21 protein-coding genes, 1 tRNA gene and 3 pseudogenes are annotated in these 26,127 nt (G+C 65.3%); 18 read left to right on the top strand and 7 right to left on the bottom strand.

Annotated elements, in window-relative coordinates:
• Nucleotides 1-24: 24 nt before the first annotated feature.
• Together DSHI_RS04815 and DSHI_RS04810 are read right to left on the bottom strand one after the other, a co-directional pair.
• Nucleotides 25-981: a M23 family metallopeptidase gene (locus DSHI_RS04815; RefSeq protein WP_245533070.1), complete on the bottom strand. Its 957-nt coding sequence runs from the start codon at nucleotides 979-981 to the stop codon at nucleotides 25-27.
• A 5-nt stretch (nucleotides 982-986) separates the two neighbouring features.
• Nucleotides 987-1,838, bottom strand: a complete 852-nt coding sequence (locus DSHI_RS04810) for a DUF6544 family protein (RefSeq protein ID WP_012177618.1) — start codon at nucleotides 1,836-1,838, stop codon at nucleotides 987-989.
• 658 nt (nucleotides 1,839-2,496) lie between these two features.
• Here DSHI_RS04810 and DSHI_RS04805 point away from each other — a divergent pair.
• Nucleotides 2,497-2,675: pseudogene (locus tag DSHI_RS04805) on the top strand (transposase); the annotation flags it as partial.
• A gap of 293 nt (nucleotides 2,676-2,968) precedes the next feature.
• Here DSHI_RS04805 and DSHI_RS04800 read toward each other — a convergent pair.
• Nucleotides 2,969-3,979 carry a helix-turn-helix transcriptional regulator gene (locus tag DSHI_RS04800; protein ID WP_012177615.1) on the bottom strand — a complete coding sequence of 337 codons (1,011 nt, stop codon included), beginning with the start codon at nucleotides 3,977-3,979 and terminating at the stop codon, nucleotides 2,969-2,971.
• 381 nt (nucleotides 3,980-4,360) lie between these two features.
• Here DSHI_RS04800 and DSHI_RS04795 point away from each other — a divergent pair, with 381 nt between their 5' ends.
• The 3 genes from DSHI_RS04795 (at nucleotide 4,361) to DSHI_RS21290 (ending at nucleotide 8,211) form a co-directional block, all read left to right on the top strand.
• Nucleotides 4,361-5,092, top strand: coding sequence for an outer membrane protein (locus DSHI_RS04795; RefSeq protein WP_044027636.1), 732 nt, complete (start codon nucleotides 4,361-4,363; stop codon nucleotides 5,090-5,092).
• A 91-nt stretch (nucleotides 5,093-5,183) separates the two neighbouring features.
• Nucleotides 5,184-7,685 carry an arylsulfatase gene (locus DSHI_RS04790; RefSeq protein ID WP_012177613.1) on the top strand — a complete coding sequence of 834 codons (2,502 nt, stop codon included), beginning with the start codon at nucleotides 5,184-5,186 and terminating at the stop codon, nucleotides 7,683-7,685.
• A gap of 325 nt (nucleotides 7,686-8,010) precedes the next feature.
• Nucleotides 8,011-8,211: a hypothetical protein gene (locus DSHI_RS21290; protein ID WP_050757813.1), complete on the top strand. Its 201-nt coding sequence runs from the start codon at nucleotides 8,011-8,013 to the stop codon at nucleotides 8,209-8,211.
• A 230-nt stretch (nucleotides 8,212-8,441) separates the two neighbouring features.
• Here DSHI_RS21290 and DSHI_RS22230 read toward each other — a convergent pair.
• Nucleotides 8,442-8,645, bottom strand: a pseudogene (locus DSHI_RS22230) (transposase); the annotation flags it as partial.
• A 67-nt stretch (nucleotides 8,646-8,712) separates the two neighbouring features.
• A pseudogene (locus tag DSHI_RS22700) lies at nucleotides 8,713-8,909 on the bottom strand (transposase); the annotation flags it as partial.
• Nucleotides 8,910-9,141: 232 nt separating this feature from the next.
• Here DSHI_RS22700 and DSHI_RS04775 point away from each other — a divergent pair.
• The 7 genes from DSHI_RS04775 to DSHI_RS04740 all read left to right on the top strand — a co-directional run bounded on the left by DSHI_RS04775 (nucleotide 9,142) and on the right by DSHI_RS04740 (nucleotide 18,799).
• Nucleotides 9,142-9,363, top strand: a complete 222-nt coding sequence (locus tag DSHI_RS04775; protein ID WP_012177610.1) for a helix-turn-helix domain-containing protein — start codon at nucleotides 9,142-9,144, stop codon at nucleotides 9,361-9,363.
• A complete protein-coding gene (locus tag DSHI_RS04770; RefSeq protein WP_012177609.1) occupies nucleotides 9,360-12,128 on the top strand; it encodes an HAD-IC family P-type ATPase in 2,769 nt (922 codons plus the stop codon). Before DSHI_RS04775 ends, DSHI_RS04770 begins: the two co-directional genes overlap by 4 nt.
• Before the next feature lie 13 nt (nucleotides 12,129-12,141).
• Nucleotides 12,142-13,161 (top strand): alcohol dehydrogenase AdhP, encoded by a 1,020-nt coding sequence (adhP, locus tag DSHI_RS04765; protein WP_012177608.1) that lies wholly within the window; start codon nucleotides 12,142-12,144, stop codon nucleotides 13,159-13,161.
• 30 nt (nucleotides 13,162-13,191) lie between these two features.
• Nucleotides 13,192-14,919: a cation:proton antiporter gene (locus tag DSHI_RS04760; RefSeq protein ID WP_012177607.1), complete on the top strand. Its 1,728-nt coding sequence runs from the start codon at nucleotides 13,192-13,194 to the stop codon at nucleotides 14,917-14,919.
• Complete coding sequence (locus DSHI_RS04755; protein WP_012177606.1) at nucleotides 14,916-15,896, top strand: universal stress protein; 981 nt, start codon at nucleotides 14,916-14,918, stop codon at nucleotides 15,894-15,896. Before DSHI_RS04760 ends, DSHI_RS04755 begins: the two co-directional genes overlap by 4 nt.
• A 940-nt stretch (nucleotides 15,897-16,836) precedes the next feature.
• Complete coding sequence (locus DSHI_RS04750) at nucleotides 16,837-17,640, top strand: heavy metal-binding domain-containing protein (RefSeq protein WP_012177605.1); 804 nt, start codon at nucleotides 16,837-16,839, stop codon at nucleotides 17,638-17,640.
• 98 nt (nucleotides 17,641-17,738) lie between these two features.
• Nucleotides 17,739-18,799 (top strand): IS3 family transposase gene (locus DSHI_RS04740; RefSeq protein ID WP_245533048.1). Its coding sequence is split into 2 segments (ribosomal slippage): nucleotides 17,739-17,958 and nucleotides 17,958-18,799, totalling 1,062 coding nucleotides; the frame shifts between segments, so codons are not numbered across the junction.
• A gap of 51 nt (nucleotides 18,800-18,850) precedes the next feature.
• On the opposite strand, the gene DSHI_RS04735 is transcribed toward DSHI_RS04740, so the two are convergent.
• The gene (locus DSHI_RS04735) at nucleotides 18,851-19,051 is read right to left on the bottom strand and encodes a S24 family peptidase (RefSeq protein ID WP_012177602.1); all 201 of its coding nucleotides are present in this window, start codon (nucleotides 19,049-19,051) and stop codon (nucleotides 18,851-18,853) included.
• Nucleotides 19,052-19,338: 287 nt separating this feature from the next.
• Nucleotides 19,339-19,428, bottom strand: a tRNA-Ser gene (locus DSHI_RS04730).
• A gap of 240 nt (nucleotides 19,429-19,668) precedes the next feature.
• Here DSHI_RS04730 and DSHI_RS04725 point away from each other — a divergent pair.
• From DSHI_RS04725 to DSHI_RS04695, 7 genes are read left to right on the top strand one after another with little or no spacing between them, the layout of a single operon-like run.
• Nucleotides 19,669-20,475 (top strand): SPOR domain-containing protein, encoded by an 807-nt coding sequence (locus tag DSHI_RS04725; RefSeq protein WP_012177601.1) that lies wholly within the window; start codon nucleotides 19,669-19,671, stop codon nucleotides 20,473-20,475.
• Nucleotides 20,476-20,486: 11 nt separating this feature from the next.
• Nucleotides 20,487-21,668: a D-alanyl-D-alanine carboxypeptidase family protein gene (locus DSHI_RS04720; protein WP_012177600.1), complete on the top strand. Its 1,182-nt coding sequence runs from the start codon at nucleotides 20,487-20,489 to the stop codon at nucleotides 21,666-21,668.
• Nucleotides 21,668-22,291, top strand: coding sequence for a dTMP kinase (gene tmk / locus DSHI_RS04715; RefSeq protein ID WP_012177599.1), 624 nt, complete (start codon nucleotides 21,668-21,670; stop codon nucleotides 22,289-22,291). The genes DSHI_RS04720 and tmk overlap by 1 nt, the downstream gene beginning before the upstream one ends.
• Nucleotides 22,288-23,433 carry a DNA polymerase III subunit delta' gene (locus DSHI_RS04710; protein ID WP_012177598.1) on the top strand — a complete coding sequence of 382 codons (1,146 nt, stop codon included), beginning with the start codon at nucleotides 22,288-22,290 and terminating at the stop codon, nucleotides 23,431-23,433. Before tmk ends, DSHI_RS04710 begins: the two co-directional genes overlap by 4 nt.
• Before the next feature lie 22 nt (nucleotides 23,434-23,455).
• A complete protein-coding gene (locus DSHI_RS04705) occupies nucleotides 23,456-24,265 on the top strand; it encodes a TatD family hydrolase (protein WP_012177597.1) in 810 nt (269 codons plus the stop codon).
• The gene (locus DSHI_RS04700) at nucleotides 24,262-25,068 is read left to right on the top strand and encodes an MBL fold metallo-hydrolase (protein ID WP_012177596.1); all 807 of its coding nucleotides are present in this window, start codon (nucleotides 24,262-24,264) and stop codon (nucleotides 25,066-25,068) included. The genes DSHI_RS04705 and DSHI_RS04700 overlap by 4 nt, the downstream gene beginning before the upstream one ends.
• Nucleotides 25,065-25,997 carry an AEC family transporter gene (locus tag DSHI_RS04695; RefSeq protein ID WP_012177595.1) on the top strand — a complete coding sequence of 311 codons (933 nt, stop codon included), beginning with the start codon at nucleotides 25,065-25,067 and terminating at the stop codon, nucleotides 25,995-25,997. The genes DSHI_RS04700 and DSHI_RS04695 overlap by 4 nt, the downstream gene beginning before the upstream one ends.
• Nucleotides 25,998-26,127 lie beyond the last annotated feature (130 nt).

Raw genomic sequence — 26,127 nt, 5'->3', positions numbered from 1 at the left:
CCAAGGCGCGCGCTGCGCCCCGCGTTATCCGGCCAAACCCCGCAGCCGGTCCCCGCGCACGAGGAAACGCCCGTCGATCCGCAGGCCGAGCGGGTCGCCCGAAAGGGGCGGTGCGCCCGCGGCGGCGGGTCGTTGCGCGTGGATATGCAGATGCGGCTCGGTCGAAGCGCCGGAATTTCCGACCTGCCCGAGCGGATCGCCCGCCTCAACCCGGTCGCCGCGCTGCACCAACACGCTTGCCTGGCGCATATGGGCCAGCACGATGTCGGCCTCCCCGCAGCGCAGGATCACGTGGTTGCCCAGCCGGTTCACGGTATCCTGTTGCGGGACGTCGAAATCGGGCATGTCGGTCTCCGCAGAGACCACGATGCCCGCGCAGGGCGCAACGAGCGGGGTGCCGAAGATGGCGTAGGCCGCCGGGTCCACGGGGCGCCAGCCCTGCGCTCGCAGCCCCCACGGGCCGATCCCGAGAAAATCGATGGCATAGGATTGGCCGCGCCAGGGGCGGTACCGCTCCACGCTGTCATCCAGGGTGCGCATATGGGCGTTGATCAGCGGGTGCGCACCGCCACTGGCGACCAGAACATGCCCGGCGCCGAACGGGGTCGCGATGTCGACGACGCCGACCTCCGGCACCATGCGCCCCATAAGTGCCTGCGTGCCGAACCAGGCGCCAAGACCGAGCAACAGGGCAGAAACGGCGGCCTCGCTCCAGGCCCTGCCCCGCAGGGGCCAGCGCGGCAGTCCGCGCAGACCGGGCCGGACGCCAAGGGCGACACCGACCGCCGCGAGCCAGATCCCCCCATAGACCCGTGGTAGCCACCAGACCGGCAGCGCCCATTGGGCGACGAGGCTGAGCGCGAACAGAAACGCCCCCGTGCCCGCAACCTGCCCTACCAGCCCGACGAGACTGCGCGCAGGCCGGAGCCACAACCAGGCCAGCAGCACGAGCGGGATCGCGACCTGAAAGAGCAGAACCACGGCGATCAAGGGTCCGGCTCCGGAAAGCTGATGGCGGTGACGTCGGCGCGAAAGAACGGGAAATACGCGTCGGTCTCGAACATGTTGCCGGCTTCGACATGGGTCGGCAGCCGGAAGCCGTCGAAAACCCGGAACTCGGACAGGTAGCCGCCGAAGGGCTGCAGCCGGTAGGCTTTCTCGGGGTTGGCATCGCTCCAGCGCAGGAAAGAGACCTGCAGCGGCCGGCCGTCCTCGGCCAGGGTCAGCTCGACCGATTGCTCCAGCTCCGCGTGGCGCATGGTCATGCGCGCGACATCTTGCGAAACATGCGCCCACGTCACGTTGGGCCCCGGCAGGACGGCCGCAGGGGTCCAGAAGACCGCCTCGGCCACGTAGCGCCCAAAGGCCGACGGCCGGTGGTCCCCATTGCCGCCGAACCGCGCGACCGGGAGGCCCCACAGGAGCCAGAAGCGCGTCCACTTTCCGCTGTCAGAGCCGGACAACCGCAAGGCGCCGGACCCGCCCGACATGGCCCAGACGAAGCCTTCGGGCGCGGCGAGCACCTGGGTTGCCTGCATCCGCAGGTAGTTGGGCTTGGCCTTGTCGCCCATCCCGAACTGCCCGGTCATCTCGATCCGTGCCACGGTGCGCAGGGGCGTGCCCTCTGCGATGGCGAAGGTGAAGAAACGACGGGCGGGTTCGGGCAACCCGGCGAGCATGTCGACCGAGAAGCACGGCGGATCCGCGGGTTGCAACGCGATGAGCCGCGCCATCTCGGCCCGGTCCGCCTGATGGTCGCGCTGCCGCCAGACAAGCAGGCTGACCACAAGTGCAGCGACCACGACCAGGATCAGGATCAGGATCAGGATCAGAGCCATGCGCGTACCTCCCCTCTTTGATCCACGCCTCCGCTTTTCCAGTCATCAACAGCGCCGCTCCCGCATCGCGGCAGACGCCCCGGCACGGTTGGCGCGATCACTTTTGGAATATCACCCCGGATGCGGACAGGCTGCCTTGATCCGGATCAGCCCGGAGCGCGTGGGGCGAAGACACAAGATGCCTATCCATCGCAGACAGCTTACAGTTATGGTCCGGCACTGCCGCGGGCAGCTTGAGTGTCGAGACGATGCGCGCCCGAGGCACCCCCGCAGCGTCTGCAGACCCTAGATGTTGTTCGGATAAAACGCATTATCGCAGCGGCCTACCTTCAGCCTGCCGCGCCGAGCTCTTGTCGGACGGACAGGCGCGGTTTCGTAACGACCACCGCACGGGCAATATCTTGCAGCAGTTCGATCAGCCCCTGTACCGCGATGCTTGTTGGGTCCTTTTTCCGATCAGACCGCAGCTGAACACACTCTGTCCGGCCAAACGAAATCCCGACACCGAGTGCCCCTTTCCGCAAATGGCTCACCCACTGCGAGACCGGGGTCGACATCACGCCAGTGTAAAACCCTTCAACCTGCGCTGCACTAGGGTCAGGATCCATTGATTTCCGCTTGGCGGCATGCTTGACGGTCCACAAACCGAGCGGTGAACATGTCTGATCTCTTGTGGGTGACGGATGCGCAAATGGCGCGTCTTGAGCGTTTCTTTCCCAAGTCACACGGCAAACACGGGTCGATGATCGGCGTGTGCTGAGCGGGATTATCTTCATCAATCGCAATGGCTTGCGGTGGCGGGATGCCTCCACCGCCTATGGTCCGCACAAGACGCTCTAGCACCGTTGGAAGCGCTGGAGCGACAAGCCTTGCTCTCGGCCTCGCGGCAACCGTCACACATTGGTTATGAGCCCTGACCCTAGGGTTGGAAGAGCGGCACGGTGGAGATCGCAGGACCGAGACTTCGCCCATATCTCAGAAAGGCCCGCTCGCTCCCAAGTGCTTCACATCGGGCGCTGCCGACGGCAACGCCCCGAAAGTCCAGACAAGTCGCAATGGTTTGCGCATGAGAATCGCGGTTGAGGTGGATGGCAAGTGGGATCGGACCGAGGTTGAACGACCGCCAGATGCTATCCTCCCTCCATGTTGTGCTTTGAGGAAGCGATCTGAACGCCCCAGCGCTTGGCGGCGCGCGTCAGGGCGGACTGGTGGGCATATCCCAGCTCTTGCGCAAGTGCGCCCAGCAGAGGCGGGCGGTCACTGGCAAGCCGGGCGATGGCCAGTCTGGCGCGCGTTCGGTCGACGATCTCGGACAGGGTGGTCCCCTCGTCGGCAAGGCGGCGTCGCAAGGTGCGGGGGCTCAGGCTTGCGGCGCTCGCGACCCGCTCGATGGACGGTGGCGTCTGGGCCAGCATGCTTTCCACCAGCGTTCCGATGCTGTCGGACAGCGTCGCGCCGGCGCGGATGGGCAGCCAGTCTTGCCCGGGGTCCCGGCCCTCCCCGGCCGGCATGGGGCGATCCGCAACCGCGTCCGGGATCTCGACCATCAGCGGTCGGGCTGCGCCCGGTATCACCCGATCGCCGAGCCATGGCCGGAGATGGCCGAGTGCAAATGTCGGGTGCGGGATCATGATGACGCGCGCGAGGCTATCACCGGATGCCCCGGAGACATGGCAGATCCCCTCCACCAGGGCCGCCACGTATTGCTGAACGTGGTGGCGCGCCTCGGCATCGCCGATATTGATGGCCCAGCCATCGCCGATACGCACGCCCTGGGGACAATCCTCCACCGTGAAGAACTCGTGAGTGCAATGGCGCGGCATGTTTCGGGCAATGGTGTGCAGCGCCGCGCGCACGGTCGGCGCGGCCAGGGCGAGGCTGCCGATTGGACCGATTTCGAAGACGCCCCGTTCGCGCGCGATGCGCATGGGCGCGTCGGGCCCGGCCACGCGCGCGATCTCGACGAGAAACCGGATGCCGGCCCGCAGGGGGATCGGCACAAGCGGATTGTCCTCGGGCACCCAGTCGAGCCCGGCACGCGCCAGCAGCGGTCCTGCATCCTGGGCCTGCTCGGCCAGCCAGCGGCGCATCGGCGCGATGGCGGCCGCGCGAATGAGGGGAATGGACCGGGATGCTGTCATGCGCGCAGCCTAACCGCATCTTGCCATGGCCCCAAATGGTAAATCCGGCGTTATGCCTTGATCTGTATCAATTGCGCTTTCACAAGCCCGCGACAATGCTGGGGCCCTGGACCGCGAGGGCCGACCGCGTGCATGGGATCGTGCCCGCCGTACCGCGAGGTCGACAGGCTTGCATGCCTCACGTGCAAGCGGGAGGACAAAATGATACCACGATTGCCTCGGTGCCCAGGCGGCACGAGGGCTCGAACCGCGTTGCCGCGCGTGGGCACGCCCACCCCGCCAAGCGCGGCGCCCCTTGCCCGCGCCTGCCGACCTGCGAGCGGCCGTCAGGTCCCTTGCCGAGGTGACGGGGATCTCGACCAATCCGGAAGGACAAGAGCCATGAAACGACACCACCACTTCGCCGCAATCGCCATGCTTGCCATGTCGGCGACGGCGGCCGCGGCGCAGCAGGGCGACTGGTCATATGAGGCGACGGTCTACCTCTTCACTCCGGAGACCAAGACCGGGCTCAGCACCCCGGATGGCTCCGTTAATGGCAGCTTGAGCTTTGCAGATGCCCTGGAAAACCTCGATCTTGCCTTCATGGGCGCGTTCGGGGCTTCCACTGGTCGATGGGGCGCCTATCTCGACTACCTCTATACGAGCCTGTCATTCAGGAACGCGACGCCGAACGGGACCCTCGACAGCGATCTGACGACCCAGATCCTGAGCGGGTATGTGACCTACCGGGTCCACGAAACCCCGGTCGTTCAACTGGACATGGCAGCCGGTGTCCGGTGGTTCAGCACCGACACCGAATTGACCCTGAGGCGCCCCGAAGCGTCGGACGAGACCCGGCGCCTGGACGATGACTGGATCGATCCGGTGGTCGGTCTCCGGGCACGGGTCGCCATGACCGAGCGCTGGTCCGGTACGGCCTTTGTCGATTACGGCGGCTTCAGAAGCGACAGCGAAACCTGGCAGGCCCTGCTGACGGCGGATTACGCGCTGACCCCGAACTGGGTTCTGCGCGGCGGCTACAGGTACATCTCGGTCGACCACGACACTGCGGAGAATGGGTTCTCGTTCTCCCAATCCGGCGTGGTCTTCGGCGCCGCCTACCGATTCTGACGACACACGGTTTCGGCACGCCCCCGGGCGGCGCCGGGCGGCGCCGGGCCACGCTTCGGCGCGAAACCCCACTCAAGGAAAGGACGACACCATGTTCCACACAAAGACGAACCTGGCGACCGCTTTCGCCGGTCTGCTCACGCTGGTCTCCCCGGCCTGGGCCGACACGGCGGCTGTCTCGGGCGCACCCAACGCGACCGCCGTGATCGACGGACGGCAACTGCCTGCCCCGCCCGAGGCATTCGGCGGACAGATCGCCCAGACGGCCAGGGAATCAGAGCCCTGGTGGCCGCCCCGCATCGTCGCCCCGAAGACCGCACCGAACATCCTGCTGATCATCACGGACGACTCGGGTTTCGGGGTGCCGAGCACCTTCGGTGGCGTGATCCCCCATGACACGATGGACCAACTGGCGGACGAAGGGCTGCGGTTCACCGCCATCCATTCCACGGCGCTGTGCTCGCCGACGCGGGCCGGGCTTCTCACCGGGCGCAACCACCACACCGTGGGCTTCGGCGTGATTTCCGAATCCTCGACCGGCTTTCCCGGCTACAACTCCGTTATCACCAAGGACAAGGCGACCATCGGGCGGATCCTGCGGGACAACGGCTACGCGACCTCCTGGTTCGGCAAGAACCACAACACGCCCGCCTTCCAGACCAGCCTCGCCGGCCCGTTCGATCAATGGCCGATCGGCATGGGGTTCGAGTATTTCTACGGCTTCGTTGGCGGCGATGCGAACCAGTGGCAGCCCAACCTGTATCGCAACACCACGCCGATCTACCCGTTCGAGGATGCCGAGCCGGGGTGGAACCTGATCACCGCGACGGCAGATGACGCGATCACCCATATCACGAACCTGCACCAGATCGCCCCGGACAAGCCGTTCTTCGTCAAATACGCCCCCGGCGCCACCCACGCGCCCCATCACCCCACCCCGGAATGGGTTGAAAAGATCGAGGCGATGAACCTGTTCGACGACGGCTACGAGGCGCTGCGCGCGACGATCTTCGAGAACCAGAAGAAGCTGGGGCTTGTCCCGCAGGACGCCACGCTCACCCCCTGGCCCGAGGACAAGATCCGGAAATGGGAGCAACTCTCCGATGACGAGCGGAAACTGTTCGTCCGCCAGGTCGAAGTGTTCGCCGCCTATGCCTCCTATTCGGACCACGAGATCGGCCGCGTAATCGATGCCATCGACGCGCTGGGGGAGCTTGAGAACACGCTGGTGATCTACATCAACGGCGACAACGGCACCTCCGCCGAAGGTGGCCCCGTGGGCACGCCGAACGAGGTCGCCTGGTTCAACGGCATCGCCGAGATGCCCATCGAGGTCCAGATGCAGTGGTATGACGTCTGGGGCACCGAAGACACCTACAACCACATGTCGGCGGGCTGGTCCTGGGCCTTCGACACGCCCTTCGACTATTTCAAGCAGAACGCCAACCGGCTGGGCGGCGTGCGCCAGAACATGGTGGTCTCCTGGCCGAACGGCATCGACGACAAGGGCGGCCTGCGGGACCAGTTCCTGCATGTGATCGACGTGGTGCCGACCATTCTGGAGGTGACCGGGATCAACGCGCCGCTGGAGGTGGACGGCATCCTGCAACATCCGATCGAGGGCACGAGTTTCGCCCATCTGTTCGAGGCCGCGAATGCCGACGCGCCCAGCCCCCGCAAGACCCAGTATTTCGAGATGATGGGCCAGTGGGCGCTCTATCACGAGGGCTGGCTGCTGGCGACCAAGGTCAACCGCATGCCGTGGGAGACACCGGGCGTCCCGAACCCCGACCCGCTCAACAACCAGGTTCTGGAACTCTATGACCTGACGACGGACATGAACCAGCAAATCGACCTGGCCGAGACCAACCCCGACAAGGTCGAGGAACTCAAGGCGCTGTTCATCGCGGAGGCGGAGAAATACCAGGTCTTCCCGATGGATGCCTCGGTCACCTCGCGCCTTGCGCAACCCCGGCCCAACATCACCGCCGGGCGGACCGAGTTCGTCTATACCCGGCCGATGACCGGCCTGCCGCAGGGTGATTCCCCGAGCATCCTGAACGCCTCCTACACGATCACCGCCGAGATCGAGGTGCCCGAAGGCGGCGCGGAAGGGATGATCGTGACCTCCGGCGGGCGCTTTGCGGGCTACGGCTTCTACCTCAAGGACGGCAAGCCGGTCTTCACCTGGAACCTGCTGAACCTCGACAGGGTCCGCTGGGAAGCCCCCGATGCGTTGCCGCCGGGCCAGCACACCGTCGCGTTCGAGTTCCAATATGACGGTCTCGGCGCGGGGACGCTGGCCTATGGCAGCACCAGTGGCATGGGACAGGGCGGCACCGGAACGCTCAAGGTGAACGGGATCGCGGTGGATACACGGCAGATGAAGCAGACCATCCCGGTCATCCTGCAATGGGACGAAGCCTTCGACATCGGCTCCGACACGTTGACCGGCGTGCATGACGCCGACTACGTGCCGCCCTTCGCCCTGACCGCGAGACTGGACAAGCTGACAATCAAGGTGGACCAGCCGCAACTGACCGAGGCCGACATCGCCACGCTCGAGGACGCGCGCAAGCGTGCGAGCGACTGAACGACCGCGGGGCCGTGTCCCGGACGCGGCCCCGCAGAGCCCGGCATCGGAGGATCGGCGAGCTGTGGAAAAACGGGGGCATCCGGCGGCTGCGCGCCTTCCGGACCGGCAGCAGCCGGCGATGGGCAGCCATCCTGTTGCTGGGGATCCTCCCGACTTGCGGCAAGGCCTGCGATCTCGTGGGCATCGCCAATCCGTCCGTTCCGGCCCAGGCGCTCGAGGGGCTGACCGAACACCGGGTCTTCATCGTCACCACCCGCGCCGCGTCCGAGGTCACGGGGCCCTCTTCTCCGAGGACCGCAGCCTCGATCTTGGCCTGTCCTCGGTGGATGTCACGGTTCCCCCGGCCCATGTCTTGGGCGCGCTCGAACGCCCGCTGACCCTGGCACCGGACCCCAGGACCGAGTTCGCACTGGTCAACCCGACCCTCTACGGGACAGTGCACGCCTTCGCCGACGAGATCGACCGGCACCTCGCCCAACGTCCCCGATACAGCCGCGAAATGTTGGTCTTCGTCCACGGCTGAAACAACACTGCCAGCAATGCGATCCTCCGGATCGCTGAGTTCGTCGATTACACGGTCTCCAGGGGAACGCCGGCTGGCCTTGTTGCACGAATCGGGGTTTGGGCGCACTACCCACTTCCCCTGCTGGGCATATCCTGCGGGCTCTGTGACGGGTAAGCCAAAAGCGGGATAGCGGTTGAGCACCGCAAGCCCGGCTTGTAGCTCGGTGACTTGGCGATCACATGCTCGCGCCGTGAGGCATTCGCGTTCTCGTCCTCGAGCGTCTTAAGTCTCTGCGTGTCCGACACTTCGAGCCCGCCGAACTTGACCTTCCACTTGTAGAACGACACCGAGCTGATCGCGTGTTCGCGGCACACGTCTGCCGTAGCCCCGCAGCGCTCCTGCTGCTTCAGGATCGCGATTATATGCTCCTCGCTGAACCGTGATCTCTGCATTCTGTCCGTCTCCTTCGTGGCGAAGGACCCTACCTCAAACTGGAGGAGGAGACGGGTCTCAGGTCAGAAACAGCGCCTTCATCGTCAGGCAAACCTGCTCGGTCGCAACGGAGACCTCAGGCTGACGGCCGCGCTTGCCGGTTCCGGGTGCGTGCAATTCATCTTGGGATCAAGCCAGATCGATAGGGAGCCGCGTTGCTTCCGAGCCGTGTTTTCCAAAGGCCAGTCCCTAGTCTGGTATTTCATAGGGGACCACCTGCTGATGCTCATAAGTTATCACACTGGATTCAAACAGTGAATCCCTAGTTCACTCCTGTCACAAGGCCAGAAGACTGGCCAACCTCAGCGTGACACTTCAGTGCCGATGGTCTCACGCTAGGAGAAGACTTCTGAACCTCTTTTACAGCGATTTATCTTCTTTGAGACTGATTCAGGATATCCAGACCTCTTTGGGTCTGTATTATGGACTTTGATCCGGTGTGATCAAGGGTGAAGTATGCTGAGCAAGCCGTTTCTGACGACACAGGAGATCGCGGAGCTCTTGAAGGTGCGCGAGCAGACTGTTCGCAGCTGGATTCACTTGCAGGAGCTTCGCGCCGTGAAGCTGGGCCGGGAATTCCGTGTGGCGGTGAAGGACCTTGAAGCCTTCGTCAACGAACGCGCGACGCGTGAGCCGAGCGGGCGGGATGAAACGGGGTCGGGAGCGGAGTCGCATTGACGATCCACCGCGCAGGTATTTCCGCGATCGCGTCCGAGATCGCCACAGAGCGCGATCCGGCCAAAACGCAGTGGCATGAACGCAGCGTCGAGGAGGTGTTGAGCCTCGTCGACGGTGAGACATCCGGGCTTTCGTCCGCGGTTGCGGCGGAACGGCTGCGAACCGACGGGCCGAACCGCCTTCCTGAGCCACCGCGGGCGGGTCCGCTTGCGCGCTTTCTGCGCCAGTTTCACAACCTTCTGATCTACGTTCTGCTTGCGGCGGCGACTGTGACCGCAACGCTTGGGCATCTGGTAGACACCGGGGTTATCCTCGCGGTTGTGTGCGTCAATGCGATCATCGGCTTCGTGCAGGAAGGCAAGGCCGAGCAGGCGCTGTCGGCCATAAAAAACATGCTGGCCCCCGAGGCGCGCGTGCTCCGGGACGGTCGTCGCGTGCTGGTGCCGGCGGAGGAGCTGGTGCGTGGCGACATCGTGGCGCTCGAGCCGGGGGACCGGGTGCCTGCGGACCTGCGGGTCATCGCGTCCTATGGGCTGCGCATTCAGGAAGCAGTGCTGACCGGCGAGTCCGTCCCGGTCGACAAGTCGACAACGCCGGTCGATCAGGACGCGTCGCTGGGTGACCGCCGGTCGATGGCGTTCAGCGGCGCGCTTGTCGCGGCCGGTGCCGGCCGAGGCATTGTTGTCGCAACCGGAACCGAAACCGAGATCGGCCGCATCAGCGGGATGCTGGAAACGGTCGAGACGACGACCACGCCGCTCCTGCGGCAGATGGAGGGCTTCGCGCGCACCATCACGCTGGCCATTCTTGCCATCGCGACCCTTATCCTCATGTTCGGATACTTCGGCAGCGGGATGTCTTTCAGGGACATCTTCATGGCGGTCGTGGGCCTATCGGTAGCGGCCATTCCGGAGGGTCTGCCGGCCATCCTGACCGTGACGCTGGCGATCGGCGTGCAGGGCATGGCGGCGCGGCGGGCCATCGTACGCCGCCTGCCGGCGATCGAGGCGCTGGGGTCGGTATCGGTGATCTGCTCGGACAAGACGGGCACACTCACAAGGAACGAGATAACGGTGGCGTCAGTCGCGACAGCGCGGCGTCTGTTTCACGTGACCGGCGCGGGTTACGGGCCATGTGGCAACGTCGCGCTGGAGGGGCGCGACATCGACGTTTCGGTCTATCCGCTGCTGGGTGCCCTCGCGCGCGGAGCCATCTTGTGCAACGACGCCGATATCGCCGAGATCCGCGGGACCTGGTCGGTTACCGGCGACCCGATGGAGGGCGCGCTGGTCTCGTTCGGGTGGAAGGCCGGGCATGAGCCGGACGCCCTGCGGCTGGCCAATCCTCGGGCCGACGCCATCCCCTTCGATGCCGCGCACCGTTTCATGGCCACGCTGCACCTTGACCGCGAGGGGGGCGCCGCAATCCATGTGAAGGGGGCGCCCGAGCGTGTGATCGCCATGTGCGCGTCGCAGTACGGCGAGGGGAACAACCGCGAGCCGCTTGACCCTGAATACTGGGTCAGGCGCGCGGAAGAGATTGCCGCCAGCGGGCAGCGCGTGCTTGCCATCGCTACACGTAAGGCAGATCCGGCGCAGCGGACGCTGAGCTTTGGCGAGGTCGACGGCGACCTTACGCTGCTCGGCCTTCTGGGACTGATCGACCCGCCGCGCGAAGAGGCCGTCGCCGCGGTGGCGGAGTGCCATGCGGCCGGCATCCGAGTGAAGATGATCACCGGTGATCATGCAGGGACCGCATCCGCCATCGCCCGGTCGCTGGGGCTGGAAAATGCGGGCGAGGTGCTGACGGGCGCGGAGATCGACAGGCTTGGCGATGATGACCTGAGGCGCGCGGCGGCGCGGATCAACGTGTTCGCCCGCACCAGCCCGGAGCACAAGCTGCGCCTGGTGGAGGCATTGCAGGCCGGCGGTGCGGCGGTGGCGATGACCGGCGATGGCGTGAACGACGCACCGGCGCTCAAGCGTGCGGATATCGGCGTAGCCATGGGCCGGACGGGAACGGCGGCGGCCAAGGAAGCCGCCGAGATTGTTCTCGCAGACGACAATTTCGCGACCATCGCGGAGGCCGTACGCGCAGGGCGCACGGTCTATGACAACCTGAAGAAGGCAATCGTGTTCCTGTTGCCGGTGAACGGGGGCGAGGCGCTTGCGCTGATCCTGGCGCTGCTGCTTGGCCTCACGCTGCCTATCACACCGGTGCAGGTCTTGTGGGTCAACATGGTGAGTTCCGTGGTGCTGGCGATGGCGTTGGCCTTCGAGGGTCCGGAGCCCGACATCATGCGCCGCCCCCCGCGGCGCGCGGACGAACCGATCCTGTCGCGCTTCGTGCTCTGGCGGGTCGGGTTCGTCTCGGTACTGTTCTCGTCGGGCATCTTCGGGATGTTCACGCTCGCGCAGGCCCAAGGGGCGAGCCTGGAAGAGGCGCGCACCATGGCGGTCAACACGCTGGTGTTTATGGAGATCTTCTACCTCTTCTCGGTGCGGTTCCTCAACACGACATCGCTGTCGCTGCGCGCCATCCTCGGCACGCGGCCCGTGATATTCGCGATAGCGGCGGTCACGCTGCTGCAACTCGCCTTCACTTACGCGCCGTTCATGGAGGCCTTCTTTGACACGCGACCTCTGAGCTTGGTGCAGGGCCTTACCATCGTCGCAATCGGACCTCTGCTGCTCCTGGTCCTTGAAATCGAGAAACGCGTTTTGCGCGGATCGCGCCCGGCTGTCCCACGATCCCTGAACCCCTGAAAGGAGAATTCCGATGTCTATGATGAAGGCCGCTCTCGTCACCGATTTCTCGAAGCCGCTGGAGATCCGTGAAGTCCGGAAACCGACCGTCACGGACGGCAATATCTTGGTGAAAATAGAGGCTTGCGGGGTCTGCCACACCGATCTGCACGCGGCGCGCGGCGACTGGCCGGTCAAGCCCGAGCCACCCTTCATTCCGGGCCACGAAGGCGTGGGCGTGGTGGTCGAGGTCGGGCACAATGTCACGTCGGTCAAGGAAGGCGACCGGGTGGGCGTGCCTTGGCTGCATCACGCCTGCGGGCATTGCACCGCCTGTGTCACGGGCTGGGAGACGCTCTGCCGGACGGAGCCGGAATACACCGGCTACACGGTCAATGGCGGGTTCGCGGAGTATGTGGAAGCGGATCCGACCTATGTCGGACATCTGCCCGACAAGCTCGATTTCGCACCTGCTGCCCCCATCCTGTGCGCCGGTGTGACGGTCTACAAGGGGCTGAAGGAATGCGACCTGCATCCAGGCCAGACCGTCGTGATTTCCGGCATCGGCGGACTTGGGCACCTTGCAGTGCAGTACGCGCGCGCGATGGGTCTGCATGTGATCGCCGTCGACGTGGCCGAGGACAAGCTCGCCTTGGCCCGCGACCTCGGCGCGGGCGTTGCCATCAACGCCGCGACGCAGGACCCGGTGGCCGAGGTCGCGCGGCTTGGCGGGGCCGAGGGCGTCCTTGTTACGGCCGTCTCGAACACCGCGTTCTCACAGGGCGTGGGGATGCTCGCACCCGGCGGAACGATGAGCCTCGTCGGTCTTCCGCCAGGCGACTTTCCTTTGAACATCTTCGACGTGGTCCTCAACCGCAAGACGATCCGTGGCTCCATCGTCGGCACGCGCGCCGACCTCGCCGAGAGCCTCTCCTTCGCGGCCGAGGGAAAGGTCGCCTCGCATTACGCAACCGACAGCCTCGACAATATCAACGGCATCTTCGACCAGATGGAACAGGGCCGGATCGAGGGCCGGATCGTGATGACGATGTGAGGCATATGACTCCGAACGAAAGCGAGCGACATGATCACAGCCATTGAAGGCTATATCTTCTATGAAATCGCCGCCCTGCTCGTCCTGGCGGCCGGGGTCGGTTTTCTCGGCCTCCTGATGCGCCAACCGCTGATCGTGAGCTTCATCGCCGTGGGGATCCTCGCCGGCCCCTCATTGCTGGACGTCGCGCAGTCAGATGAGCAGATCGACCTTCTGGCCGAACTCGGGATTGCCCTTCTGCTCTTCCTCGTGGGCCTCAAGCTCGATTTCAATCTGGTGCGCACGCTTGGGCCGGTGGCGCTCGTCACCGGGCTCGGACAGGTGATCTTCACCACGGTCTTCGGCTTCCTGATCGCACTGGCACTCGGGCTCGACGCGCTGACCGCGATCTATGTTGCGATTGCGCTGACCTTCTCGTCCACGATCATCATCGTGAAGCTGCTGTCCGACAAGCGCGAGATCGACGCGCTGCATGGGCGGATCGCGCTCGGCTTCCTGATCGTGCAGGACATCGTCGTCGTGGTGGCCATGATCGCTCTGTCGGCCATCGGCGTGGGGGGCGCCGCCGCGGAAGGAGAGAACGCGCTGGCCGAGGTCTTGCGCGTTCTGGGCTACGGTATCGGGATGCTGGCGTTCGTGGTCATCTTCATCCGCTACGTGGCCACCCCGCTGGTCGAACGGCTGTCGCGCGCCCCGGAGCTTCTGGTCTCTTTCGCGATCGGCTGGGCCGCGCTGCTGGCCGCAGTCGGCCATTATCTTGGGTTCGGCAAGGAGCTTGGCGGCCTTTTGGCTGGTGTCTCGCTTGCCTCGACTCCGTTCCGCGAGGCGATCGCCGCGAGGCTCGCCTCGCTCCGTGACTTTCTGCTCTTGTTCTTCTTCATTGCGCTCGGGGCCTCGCTGGATCTGTCGGTTCTGGGGGCGAGCATTGGTCCGGCCATCGTGCTGTCGCTCTTCGTGCTGATCGGCAACCCGCTGATCGTGCTCGCGATCATGGGCGCCATGGGCTACCGCAAGCGAACTGGGTTTCTTGCCGGGCTGACCGTCGCACAGATCAGCGAGTTTTCCCTGATTTTCATGGCGATGGGGGTGGCCATCGGGCATGTTGCAGAAGATGCCTTGGGTCTGGTCACGCTGGTCGGGCTCGTGACCATCGCCGCATCGACCTACATGATCACGTATTCCCACCAGCTCTACGGGCTCTTCGAGCCGGTGCTCGGCGTCTTCGAGCGCCGCCACCCGAAAGCGGAGGACGGAGTCGGTCCCGGCACCGCCCGCGCCCATGACGTGATTCTGTTCGGCCTTGGCCGTTATGGGCTGGGCATCGCATCAGCGCTGCGCGACAGCGGCCGCAGCATCCTTGGTGTCGACTTCAGCCCCGAAGCCGTACGCCACGCCCGCGCCCAGGGCTTCGACGTTCTGTTCGGCGATGCGACGGATCCGGAGTTTCTCGGCCACCTGCCGCTTGCCCGTGCGGAATGGCTGGTCATGGCTGTGCCAGAACACGACACCGGCCTGACCCATGACGATCCACGCCATGCGCTCCTCAGGGCCGTGCGCGATCTCGGCTTCGATGGCAAGATCGCGGTGGCCGCGCATCGGGATACCACCGCGATGATGCTTCAGGCGGAACGGGCGGACCTCGTCCTGATGCCCTATCGCGACGCCGCCTATGCGGCGGCCAAGATGATCACGGACGATGCGCGAGCGCCCGAGTGCGTCGTGGCGGACGCCGAAGGCCAGAAGGAATTGCCAACATGACGACGGGACCGGGCAAACCGCGGAAGATCCTGGCGGTCGCGGACGCGAGCGAGGTGCAGATCGCCCTCCAGAGCGCGCTGACGCTGGCCGATACGCTGGGCGCTTCGCTTGAGGTTATTGCCTGCGTGGAACCCCCGCATGATCTCTCCATCCTCTCCCGCTTATCTGGTGAGGATCCCGGCAGGTTGATCGAAGAAGCCGTCGAGCGGACCCGCGAGGAGGTTCGTGCAAGGCTGGATGCGACTATGCATGACACCCCACTCGACCTCTCCGTGGCGGTTGGCAAAGCCTACCTGGAGATCATCCGGCACGTCGCCAGATCGGAATGCGATTTCGTCGTCAAGAAGGCCGAACCGCTCTCCGGGATCGACCGTTTCCTCTTCGCCAGCACCGACCAGCATCTGCTGCGCAAGTGCCCATGCCCTGTGTGGCTGCAGACACCGACGGCATCCAAGAGCCCCAGGCGCGTTCTGGCTGCGGTCGATCTGGATGTCTGGGACGCAGCTGAGCCGGAGACGCTGGCGGCTTTGAACCGGCGCGTGGTCGCTGCGGCCTGCATGGTCGCGGATGCACCGGACGCCGAGGTCATTGTTCTCCACGCCTGGGAAGCCATCGGCCAGGGCATGATCTGGGCGTTTTCCGGTGAGAGCGATGCACGCATCTCCGCCGATCGGTACGTCAACGAAATCCTCGACGCCCGGCACGATGCGATGAACAAGTTCCTTGCGCAGGTCCGAACAGAAATAGGCCAAGGGCCCCGACTGCTTCCGCGCCTGGCGCGGGGGGCGCCGGAGACGGTGATACATGACCAAAGCCGACAGCTTGCCGCCGAACTCGTCGTGATGGGCACCGTGGCGCGGACCGGGCTGAGCGGCGTGTTCATCGGCAACACGGCGGAGAACATCATCAACAGCCTCGAATGTCCGGTCCTCGCCGTGAAGCCCGATGGCTTCGTTAGTCCACTCCTGCGCGGGTGAACCTGCTGCGGGTCATGGAAGGTAGGTAGCCCGCGCCTGCCCTCTTAATCACTGCGTCGTCCGCCAGAATCTCGGCGGCCGCCGCCACTTCCGTTAGCAAGGTCGGTTGCTCGGCTGCCCGTTGCTGGAACTCTCGACTGGAGAAGTTCCGCCGTTTCGTGAAAGCCGAACGCGACCTCCGCGACCGTGTGGTCAAACGCCTTCGAAAATAGGAGAAAAGCCGCCTCGTGCGGGCGTATGAACGGGTTCGAAAGGGTGATAGTGGCGGTGGGGACGCGACCCGTGCCGCACCTTCTCTACCCGACACATTACCTTTCGCAAAAAAAAGACCAAGTGTCTTTTGGGCACCAGTTGCCAGTGACAAACGCGCTTCGACGAGCATCAACAGCGTCGTTAGTGTGCGATTACGCAAAATCTAGTTGTCTCGGCTCGTTGCAGAATCTATTTCCCAAGTATGAAAAGGTTTGCGTATAGCTTCTCAGCAAAGCGGCTGACGACGCTGATCATGTGCATAGCGCTCATGATCTCCGGCATCGCTGCGGCTGGCGCGGTGGAGCATTCAAACCACGAAACCAATGGAAGTGTCGCCTTTGCCGCATCCGATCATGGATCGATGGCGCACTCATTGCACCATATGTCACCAGCTGACTCTGAAGCAGAATGCTGTGAGCCAGATACGAGTGTGGCGTCTAACTGCCACGTTTCGGCGTGCTGTCTTTCCGAGTTGCAACACTCAGAGGTTTTGGCATCCACGGATCACGGCATAAGCGCCTGCGCTCAGTCAATCGTCCAAGTGGTCGGACCTTCGATACAAACTCCACTACCCGAACGACCTCCTCGATTTTCCTGACAGTTTCTTGCCGGCCCGAGCCCTCGAATGGCTCGGGTCGATCTTGAATTTCGGGCCGGTCCCTCGCGGATCGGCTGTCAGGAGATTTCAATGCGTGGACGCTATACGGCTCTCGCGATCCTAGCCTTGGCGGGCGGCACCGCGGGCGGAATTGCACTTGAGAGGTTCTACCTCAATCCAGCAAACATCGTCGGACCCGACGGACCTGAGATCCTGTATTGGGTGGCACCCATGGACCCCAACTTCCGGCAACCTGGTCCGGGAAAATCGCCCATGGGGATGGATCTGGTTCCCGTTTATGAGGGCGAAGAGCCGTCAGGCGATCCTTCGGAAGTCACATTGGACGCGGCTGAAATAAACGCAATTGGCGTGCGGACTGCGCTCTCACGCATGACGGAGGTCGCGCCGCGGATCGAGACCGTTGGTTTTGTCGGCTATGACGAACACCTCACCAGCCACGTGCACACCCGCGTCGAAGGCTGGATCGAGGACCTCAAGGTGCGCGCGGTGGGTGACATCGTGCGCGGGGACCAAGTCCTGTTCGAATTGTTCTCACCACTGATTGCTGCAGCAACCGGCGATTTGGTGCGCGCTGTGGAAGCTGGCGACCCCCGCATTCTGGACGCGGCTCGCAACAAGCTGATGAGCCATGGCATGTCAGCGCGTCAGATCGCCGAAATTGAAGCCGGAGGCGAACTTGTCCGCAATGTTGAAATTGTAGCGCCTCAGAATGGTGTTGTGATCGCTCTGAACGCGGCCGATGGGATGTATCTGCAACCTGGGGCACTCGCATTTTCAGTCGCGGGTCTGTCTCAAGTCTGGCTCATCGTCGATGTCTTCGAACGTGACATCGCAAGGCTCTCGGAGGACATGCGGGCGGTCGCTCGGTTCTGACCTGAGAGCCGCTTCTTCCTCCAGTTTGAGGTAGAGTCCGCCCAACCAGGAGACGGACAATGAAGCGATCAAGGTTCACGTAAGAGCAGATCATCGGGATGCTGAAGGAGCAGGAGGCCGGAATGACGACGGCCGATGTCTGCCGCAAGCACGGGGTCAGCACGGCAACGTTTTACAAATACAAGGCGCGGTTCGGCGGCCTCGAGGTATCGGACGCGCGCCGACTGAGGGCGCTCGAGGACGAGAACGCCAAGCTGAAGAAGCTGCTGGCCGAAGCGATGCTCGACAATGCGATACTGAAGGATGTCACTTCGCGAAAGTGGTAGCGCCCGGCGTCAGGCGGGAAGCGGTGGCACACGTTGTGGAAGTCCACGGAGTGAGCCAGCGACGGGCGTGCAAGGCACTGGCCGTGGATCGGTCGAGCGTGCGCTATCGCAGCGTGCGGCCTGACGATGCCGAAGCGAGGGCCGCCATGAAGGCTGTCGCGGCCGAGAGGCGGCGGTTTGGCTATCGCCGCATCCACGTGATGCTGGAACGGCAGGGGATCATGATGAACCTGAAGAAGCTCAGGCGGCTCTATCGCGAGGAGAAGCTCCAAGTGCGCCGCCGGGGCGGCCGAAAGCGGGCTCTGGGGACACGCTGGCCGATGCTGGTGCCAGATGCCCCCAACCAGCACTGGAGCCTGGACTTCGTCAGCGATGCGCTGACGGATGGCAGACGGTTCCGCGTTCTGGCCGTGGTCGACGACTACAGCCGGGAGTGCCTGGCCTTGGTGGCGGACACGTCGCTCTCTGGCCTGCGCGTCGTGCGCGAGCTCGATGCGTTGATGTTGCGCCGCGGCCAGCCTGCAATGGTGGTTTCGGACAATGGAACGGAACTGACCTCGGTGGCTGTCCTGAGCTGGTGCCAGCGCACGGGCATCGAATGGCACTACATCGCGCCAGGAAAGCCCATGCAGAATGGCTTCGTCGAAAGCTTCAACGGACGCTTCCGGGACGAGCTTCTCAACGAGTCGCTATTCTCGTCTCTGGCCGATGCCCGCGAGCAGATCCGGGCATGGCAGCACGACTACAACCACCATCGCCCTCACTCAGGACTGGGGAACATTCCGCCCGTCGAGTTCGTGGCAAAGAAGGGGCTGGAAATGCGCGCCGCGTAGCCTCAGAGATCAACCTGCGGACTCTCCGAAAATCCGGAGGAGAGTCGGGTCTCAGGTCAGCTCGTAGGGGCTGTAGAAGCCATTGTCCGAGATGACGCGCACTGCCGGCGGGTCGCTGTTCGGGATGTGCTCAAGCCGCTTGGCTACAAGTCCCATGCCGTCGTCCAGCACGAAGATTCCCGGCGGGTTCGGCGCACGGCGCGCCATGTCGACGAGCACATTGTCGCCATCGAGCAGCGTCGGGCTCGACATCGATCTTCGCCATGCCGGGCTCGGCGCACTCTGTTTCGCTCGATAGCGACGGAGACAGGACGCGCAGTTTTGGCGGGGTTTCGATTCAGGTTGTTGGAAAGGCGAGGAAATTTTCGACCGAACCGAAATCGGCGCGGTTCGCCCGACCAGAGACGAGAGGCCGTTCAGAGACGGAAATCGGCGTGCGCCGCCGTCTCAGCGGTTCGCACCCATCCGGCAAACCCCTTTGAAAACAGGAGAAATTCCGCCTCTGTCGAGCGACCTGAACGGGTTCGCAATGGTTATTGTGGCGGAGAGACAGGGATTCGAACCCTGGGAACGCTTTCACGCTCAACGGTTTTCAAGACCGCCGCATTCGACCACTCTGCCACCTCTCCGCGGCACGTCGCCTAGATATGGCGCCGCGGCAGACAGGTAAAGCGGGAATCCACCCGTGGGCAGAGCGGCTCCATTCACCCTCTTGGCACCGTGATGCACAGACCGCATCCGCCGTACTTTCCAACGGGCGGCGGGACGTCTATGCTTCGTGGCGAGGATAGGTTCCAGCCCGCCCGCAGGCGGCGCAGCGAAGACCGTTGAGGCGAGGGTGGGACAATGGGCAGAACATGGGTATGAACATGAAACCGCGCGTTTGGATCGGGCTGGGAATTCTTGTCGCCTTGGCCGGGTGCGAGGGGCAGACCCCTTTTGCCTTCTTGGATCGACCCGGGGAGACCGCAACCGCACAGGGCATACCGACCGAAGGCGGCGAGACCATTGATGTCGAGGCGCCCGAGATTTTCGGCGTCACCGATACCGGTCTCTGGGATGGCCGCCCATCCCTCGGCGGGGTCTGGGTCGCCTTCCCCGATGTCCCCGAGCCCGAGCGCGTCATCATCCGCAACACCGCCAATGGCAGCAGTGTCATCGGCGCGCTCTTCCGGCGTGAACGGGACAACCCCGGCCCTCGCTTCCAGATCTCTTCCGATGCGGCCGAGGCCCTCAACATCCTTGCCGGCGAACCGACCCAGATCAACGTCGTGGCCCTGACACGCGACGTGGCGCCCGCCCCCGCCCCTGACGCCGAAACCGTCGATCCCACCACAGCCATCGCCGCGGCGGCCATTGCGGAGGCGGAGCTTGACGAGGACACCACCGACACCGCCGCCGCACCACCGTCCCCGGCACCCGCTCTGGCGGCAAGCTCCACATTGGCGCGGCCCTATATCCAGATCGGCATCTTCAACGTGGCGGCCAATGCCGAAGCGACCGAGGCGCAGATGCGCGCGGCCGGTCTGGCCGCCGATACCACGACTCAGGAAAGCCAGGGCAAGACGTTCTACCGGGTCATCGTCGGCCCCGCACCGACCGAAACCGCCCGCGACGCCGCCCTCGACACCGTGCGATCCCTGGGCTTTGCCGACGCCTATTTCGTGACCAACTGACGGAGGACCCGATGGGATTTCTGCGCCTGATCTGCCTGAGCCTCGCCCTCGGACTCGGCCTTGCCCCTGCCGCCCAGGCGGCGTTCGAGACCCGCGCCGAGGCGGCCTATGTGGTCGACGTCACCACCGGCACCGTCTTGCTCGAAAAGAACGCCGACGTGCCCCTGCCGCCCGCCAGCATGTCCAAGCTGATGACGCTCTACATGCTGTTCGAGGCGCTGGAGAAGAACCCGGCCGTCACCCTCGACACAACCTTCCGCGTCTCGGCCCGCGCCATGGCCAAGGGCGGCTCGACCATGTTTCTGACCGAACGCGACCGTCCCACCGCCGAAGACCTGATCAAGGGCATCATCGTGCAGTCGGGCAACGACGCCACCGTGGTCGTCGCCGAGGGGCTCGCGGGCACCGAAGAGGCGTTCTCCCGCCTGATGACCGAGAAGGGCGCGGCCATCGGGTTGACCCAGTCCACCTTCACCAACTCGTCGGGCTGGCCCGATCCTCAGCACCGAATGAGCATGCGGGATCTCGGGATCCTGACCCAACGGATCATCGAGGACTATCCCGAATATTACGGCTATTTCGCCATGTCCGAATGGGGCTTTGACGGGCGTGCGCCGCAAAACCGGTTCAATCGCAACCCGTTGCTGAAGCTGGACATCGGTGCCGACGGGTTGAAGACCGGGCACACGCAAGAGGCCGGATATGGCCTTGTCGGCTCGGCCCAGCAGGGCGCGCGGCGGATCATCTTCGTGATCACCGGGCTGGAGACCGACCGGGCGCGGGCCGAGGAATCCGAACGTATCGTCAGCTGGGCCTTCCGCCAGTTCGTGGAAAAGGACATGGCCGAGGCGGGACGCCACCTCGCCGACCTGCCCGTCTGGGTCGGGGAGGCCGAGACCGTCGGCCTTGTCTCCCCCGAAGATATTCGCCCGCTGGTGCCCATGGTCGCCTCGGGCAGCCTCGTCGCCGAGATCGAGGCCGACACCCCCATCGCCGCCCCCATCACGGCAGGCCAGCAGCTGGCCGAGCTGGTGATCACGGGCCCGGAGATGGAGCCGCAGCGCTATCCGCTGGTGGCCGAAACCGACGTGGCCAAGGGCGGGGCCTGGGTGCGGATGCAGGCTGCGGCCGAGGTGCTCTACCGCGAGCTGACCCGCGAGGATGCGCCCGACGCGCCTCAGGCCGCGAACTGATGACGCAACCCGGCCGCCTCATCAGTTTCGAGGGGATCGACGGCAGCGGCAAGTCGACCCAGGCCCGGCGCCTGGCCGAGCATCTGCGCGACACGGGGCGCGACCCGCTCCTGACCCGAGAACCCGGCGGCTCCCCCGGCGCCGAGGACATCCGCCGCCTGCTGGTCGAAGGCGACCCGGACCGCTGGTCGCCGGAAACCGAGCTTCTGCTCTTCACCGCTGCCCGGCGCGACCACCTGGAGCGGCTGATCCAACCCGCCCTGGCCGAGGGGCGCGACGTGATCACCGACCGCTTCGCCGACAGCACCCGGGTCTACCAGGGCGCGACCCGAGGGGACTTGCGCGCGCTGGTCGACCAGTTGCACAGCCTGATGATCGGGCGCGAGCCGGACCTGACCTTCGTCATCGACATGCCGCCCGAACTGGCGCTGACGCGCGGTCTCGCCCGTGCCTCCGGCGAGGACCGCTTCGAGGAATTCGGCCTGCCCTTCCAGACCGCCCTACGCGCGGGCTTTCTCGATCTGGCACGCGCCAATCCGGACCGCTGCGTGGTGATCGACGGCAACCGCCCCGAGGCCGAGGTGGCCGCGGACGTCATCGCCCACCTGACCGTTGCCGCATGAGGGACGACGCCCCGCTTCCCGAGGCCGACGCCCTGCCCGGCGCACCCCACCCGCGGTTTGCGACCCGGGTGTTCGGCCATGGCGCGGCGGAGGCGGATCTGCTCGATGCCGTGGCCTCCGACCGGCTGCACCACGCCTGGCTGCTGACCGGCCCCAAGGGGATCGGCAAGGCGAGCTTTGCCTGGCGCGCGGCGCGTTTCCTGCTGGCCACGCCGGCTTCCGACCCGGGGCCAAGCCTGTTCGGCGACGCGCCCGCGGCCGCCACCAGCCTCGACATCGACCCCGACCACCCGGTCGCACGGCGCATCGCCGCCCTGTCGGACCCCCGGCTCTACCTGCTGCGCCGCCCCTATGACGAAAAGACCAGCCGTTTCAAGCAGGACATCCCCGTGGATGCCGCCCGCGGGCTGAAGGGATTCTTTACCATGTCCGCGGTGGATGGCGGGCGGCGCGTGGTGATCGTCGATGCCGCCGACGAGATGAACGCGAGCGCCGCCAACGCCCTGCTGAAGGTTCTCGAAGAACCCCCCGTCGACACGGTGATCCTGCTGGTCTGCCACGCGCCTTCGAAACTGCTGCCGACGATCCGCAGCCGCTGCCGCACCCTGCGGATGGGCCCTCTGTCGGAACCCGATCTTGGCGACGCCCTCGCCCAGGCGCTCGGCGCACCCCTGCCCGACGCGGAGCTTGCCAGCCTCAACGCGCTGGCCGAAGGCTCCGTCGGGCAGGCCATCACCCTGCGCGACGCGGGCGGGCCGGAGGCCTATGGCAGCCTGCTGGGCCTGATGGACGGACTGCCCCGTCTCGACCGGCCCGCGACGCTCAAACTGGCCGAAAGTGCCGCCGCCCGCGGTGCGGAGGCGCGCTTCGATCTGCTCTTGATGTTGACCGAAACCTTCCTCTTCCGGCTGGCCCGCACGGGGGCTACCGGCCATCCCCCGACCGGCGCCAGCCCGCAGGAGGCCGCCTTGCTCCAACGTCTGGCGCCCACCGCCCAGGCCGCGCGCGGCTGGGCCACGGCCCAGGCCACATTGCTGGCAAAAGCCCGGGCCGGGCGTGCCGTAAACCTTGACCCTACAGCCCTTCTGCTCGATATGTTCCACGGACTTCAAGAGGTGGCCTCGGCTCAGGGGACTGCCTGAAAACCTCTCGCTCAGGCGCTCCATGCCCCCTATCCACCTCGTCGACAGCCATTGCCACCTGGACTTCCCGGACTTCGCCGAGACGCTGCCCGAGACGGTCGCGCGGGCGCAGGCTGCCGGCGTGGCACGCATGGTCACGATCTGCACCAAGCTGCGCGCCCTGCCCGGCGTCCAGGCCATCGCCGAGGCCCACGACCCGGTGTTCTTCGCCACAGGCACCCACCCGATGAGCGCCGCCGACGAGCCCCTGGTGTCGGTCTACGAGCTTTGCGCGGTCGCGGCCCACCCCAAATGCGTGGGCATCGGCGAGACCGGGCTCGACTATCATTACACCGCCGAAAGTGCCGCACGACAGCAAGAGAGCCTGCGCATCCATATCGAGGCCGCGCGCCGGACCGGCCTGCCCCTGATCATCCACGCCCGCGACGCCGACGACGACATGGCCCGGATCCTGACCGAGGAATACCGCGCGGGCGCCTATACCTGTGTGATGCACTGCTTCTCCTCCGGCGCGGCACTGGCCGAGGCCGCGCTCGATCTGGGTTTCTACCTGTCCATGTCCGGCATCATCGCCTTCAAGAAATCCGACGCCCTTCGCGCGATCTTCGCCGCCGCCCCGGTGGACCGGATCCTGGTGGAGACCGACGCGCCCTACCTCGCCCCGCCCCCCTATCGCGGCAAGCGCAACGAGCCTGCTTTTGTCGCCCATACCGCCGCCGCCGGGGCCGCGATCTACGACATGACGGTCGAGGCCTTCGCCGCGCAGACCACCGCGAATTTCGACCGGCTCTTTGCCAAGGCCGCCGCATGGCAGCCCGCGCCCGTGGCATGACGGGACTGCGCTTCACCATCCTCGGCTGCGGCTCGTCCGGCGGCGTGCCGCGGCTCGGCGGGCACTGGGGCGATTGCGACCCCGAAAACCCGCGCAACCGGCGTCGGCGCTGCTCGCTGCTGGTCGAACGGGACGGTCCGGAGGGGACCACCACCGTCCTGATCGACACTTCGCCGGACATGCGCGCACAACTGCTGGACGCGGGGATCGGGCGGCTCGACGGGGTGGTCTACACCCACTCCCACGCGGACCATACCCACGGGCTCGACGATCTGCGGATGATCGTGTTCAACATGCGCGCGCGCCTGCGGGTCTGGGCCGACGGGCCGACCCAGGACAGCCTGTTCTCCCGCTTCGGCTATGCCTTCGTCCAACCCGAAGGCAGCCCCTATCCCCCGATCCTCGAGATGCACACGATCGACGGCCCGGTGACCATCGACGGACCGGGCGGCCCGGTCACGCTTTGCCCGTTCAAGGTCAACCATGGCAGCATCGACAGCCTCGGCTTCCGCATCGGGGATCTGGCCTACCTGCCGGATGTGGCCAAGCTCCTGCCCGAAAGCCGCGCGGCCCTGACCGGGCTCGACACGCTCATCCTCGACGCATTGCGCCGGACACCGCACCCGACCCACGCCCATCTAGACCAGGCGCTGGAATGGATCGCCGAGTTCGCCCCGCGCCAGGCGATCCTGACCAACATGCATATCGATCTGGACTACGCGACGGTGGCGGCTGAAACCCCTGCCCATGTCAGCCCGGCCTATGACGGGATGGTGCTGCACCGGCCGGTGCCCGCGTCTTGACCATCCTTCTCGAAGTCACGCTGCCCATCTTCCTTGTGCTTGCGGCGGGCTACGGCGCGGTCTGGGCCAAGGTGTTCTCCGACGAGAATGTCGAGGCGCTCATGCGCTTCACCCAGAATTTCGCCATCCCCTGTCTGCTGTTCTTGGCGATCTCCACGCTCGATCTCGATGCGGTCTTCGACTGGCGCCTTCTGACCAGCTATTACAGCGGCTCGCTCGCCAGTTTCGCCACCGGCATCCTCGGCGCGCGCTTTCTCTTCGCGCGCCCAATGCAGGATGCGGTCGCCATCGGCTTTTGCTGCATGTTCGCCAACACGGTCCTGCTCGGCATCCCGATCCTCGAACGCGCCCACGGCCTGCCCGCGCTGGAGCCGCTCTATGCCATCATCGCGATCCACGCGCCGTTCGGATATCTCGTGGGGATCACCACGATGGAGATCGTGCGCGCCTCGTCGAAAAACGTGTTCGTCACCGTGGGCGCGATCCTCAAGACCATGAGCCAGAACGCCCTGATGATCGGCATCGCGCTCGGCTTCGCGGTCAATCTCAGCGGCCTGATGCCCCCCGCCGTGGCCATCGAGGCGATCGAGATGATCGCCCGCGCGGGCATCCCGGCGGCACTTTTCGGGCTGGGCGGGGTGCTCTTTCGCTATAAACCCGAAGGCAACCTGCGCGAGGTGGCCTTCGTCTGCCTGGTCTCACTGATGCTGCACCCGCTGGTGGCCTGGGCCATGAGCCGCCTCGTGTTCGGACTGGACGATCCGATGATCCGCGCCGCCGCCCTGACCGCGGCCATGGCCCCGGGGGTGAACACCTATATCTTCGCCAACATGTACGGGGTGGCGAAACGGGTGGTTGCGACCGCCGTTCTGGCCGGCACGGCGCTCTCGATCCTGCTCGCCGCCTTCTGGCTCAGCGTCCTGCCCTGACATCCGCGCTCGAGCCGCCGTTTCCCTCCTCCCACCGCACCGCACTGCACCGCACCGCACCGAAGGATGCAGGCCCACGGGAATCGGCACCACCACCGGTCGCCCAAACCAGACCGTTCCCCACTAACCT

Source organism: Dinoroseobacter shibae DFL 12 = DSM 16493 (genome assembly GCF_000018145.1).
Taxonomy (GTDB): Bacteria; Pseudomonadota; Alphaproteobacteria; order Rhodobacterales; family Rhodobacteraceae; genus Dinoroseobacter; species Dinoroseobacter shibae.
Note: the sequence above shows the minus strand (reverse complement) of the source record. Positions and strands in the feature narration are given on the sequence as shown.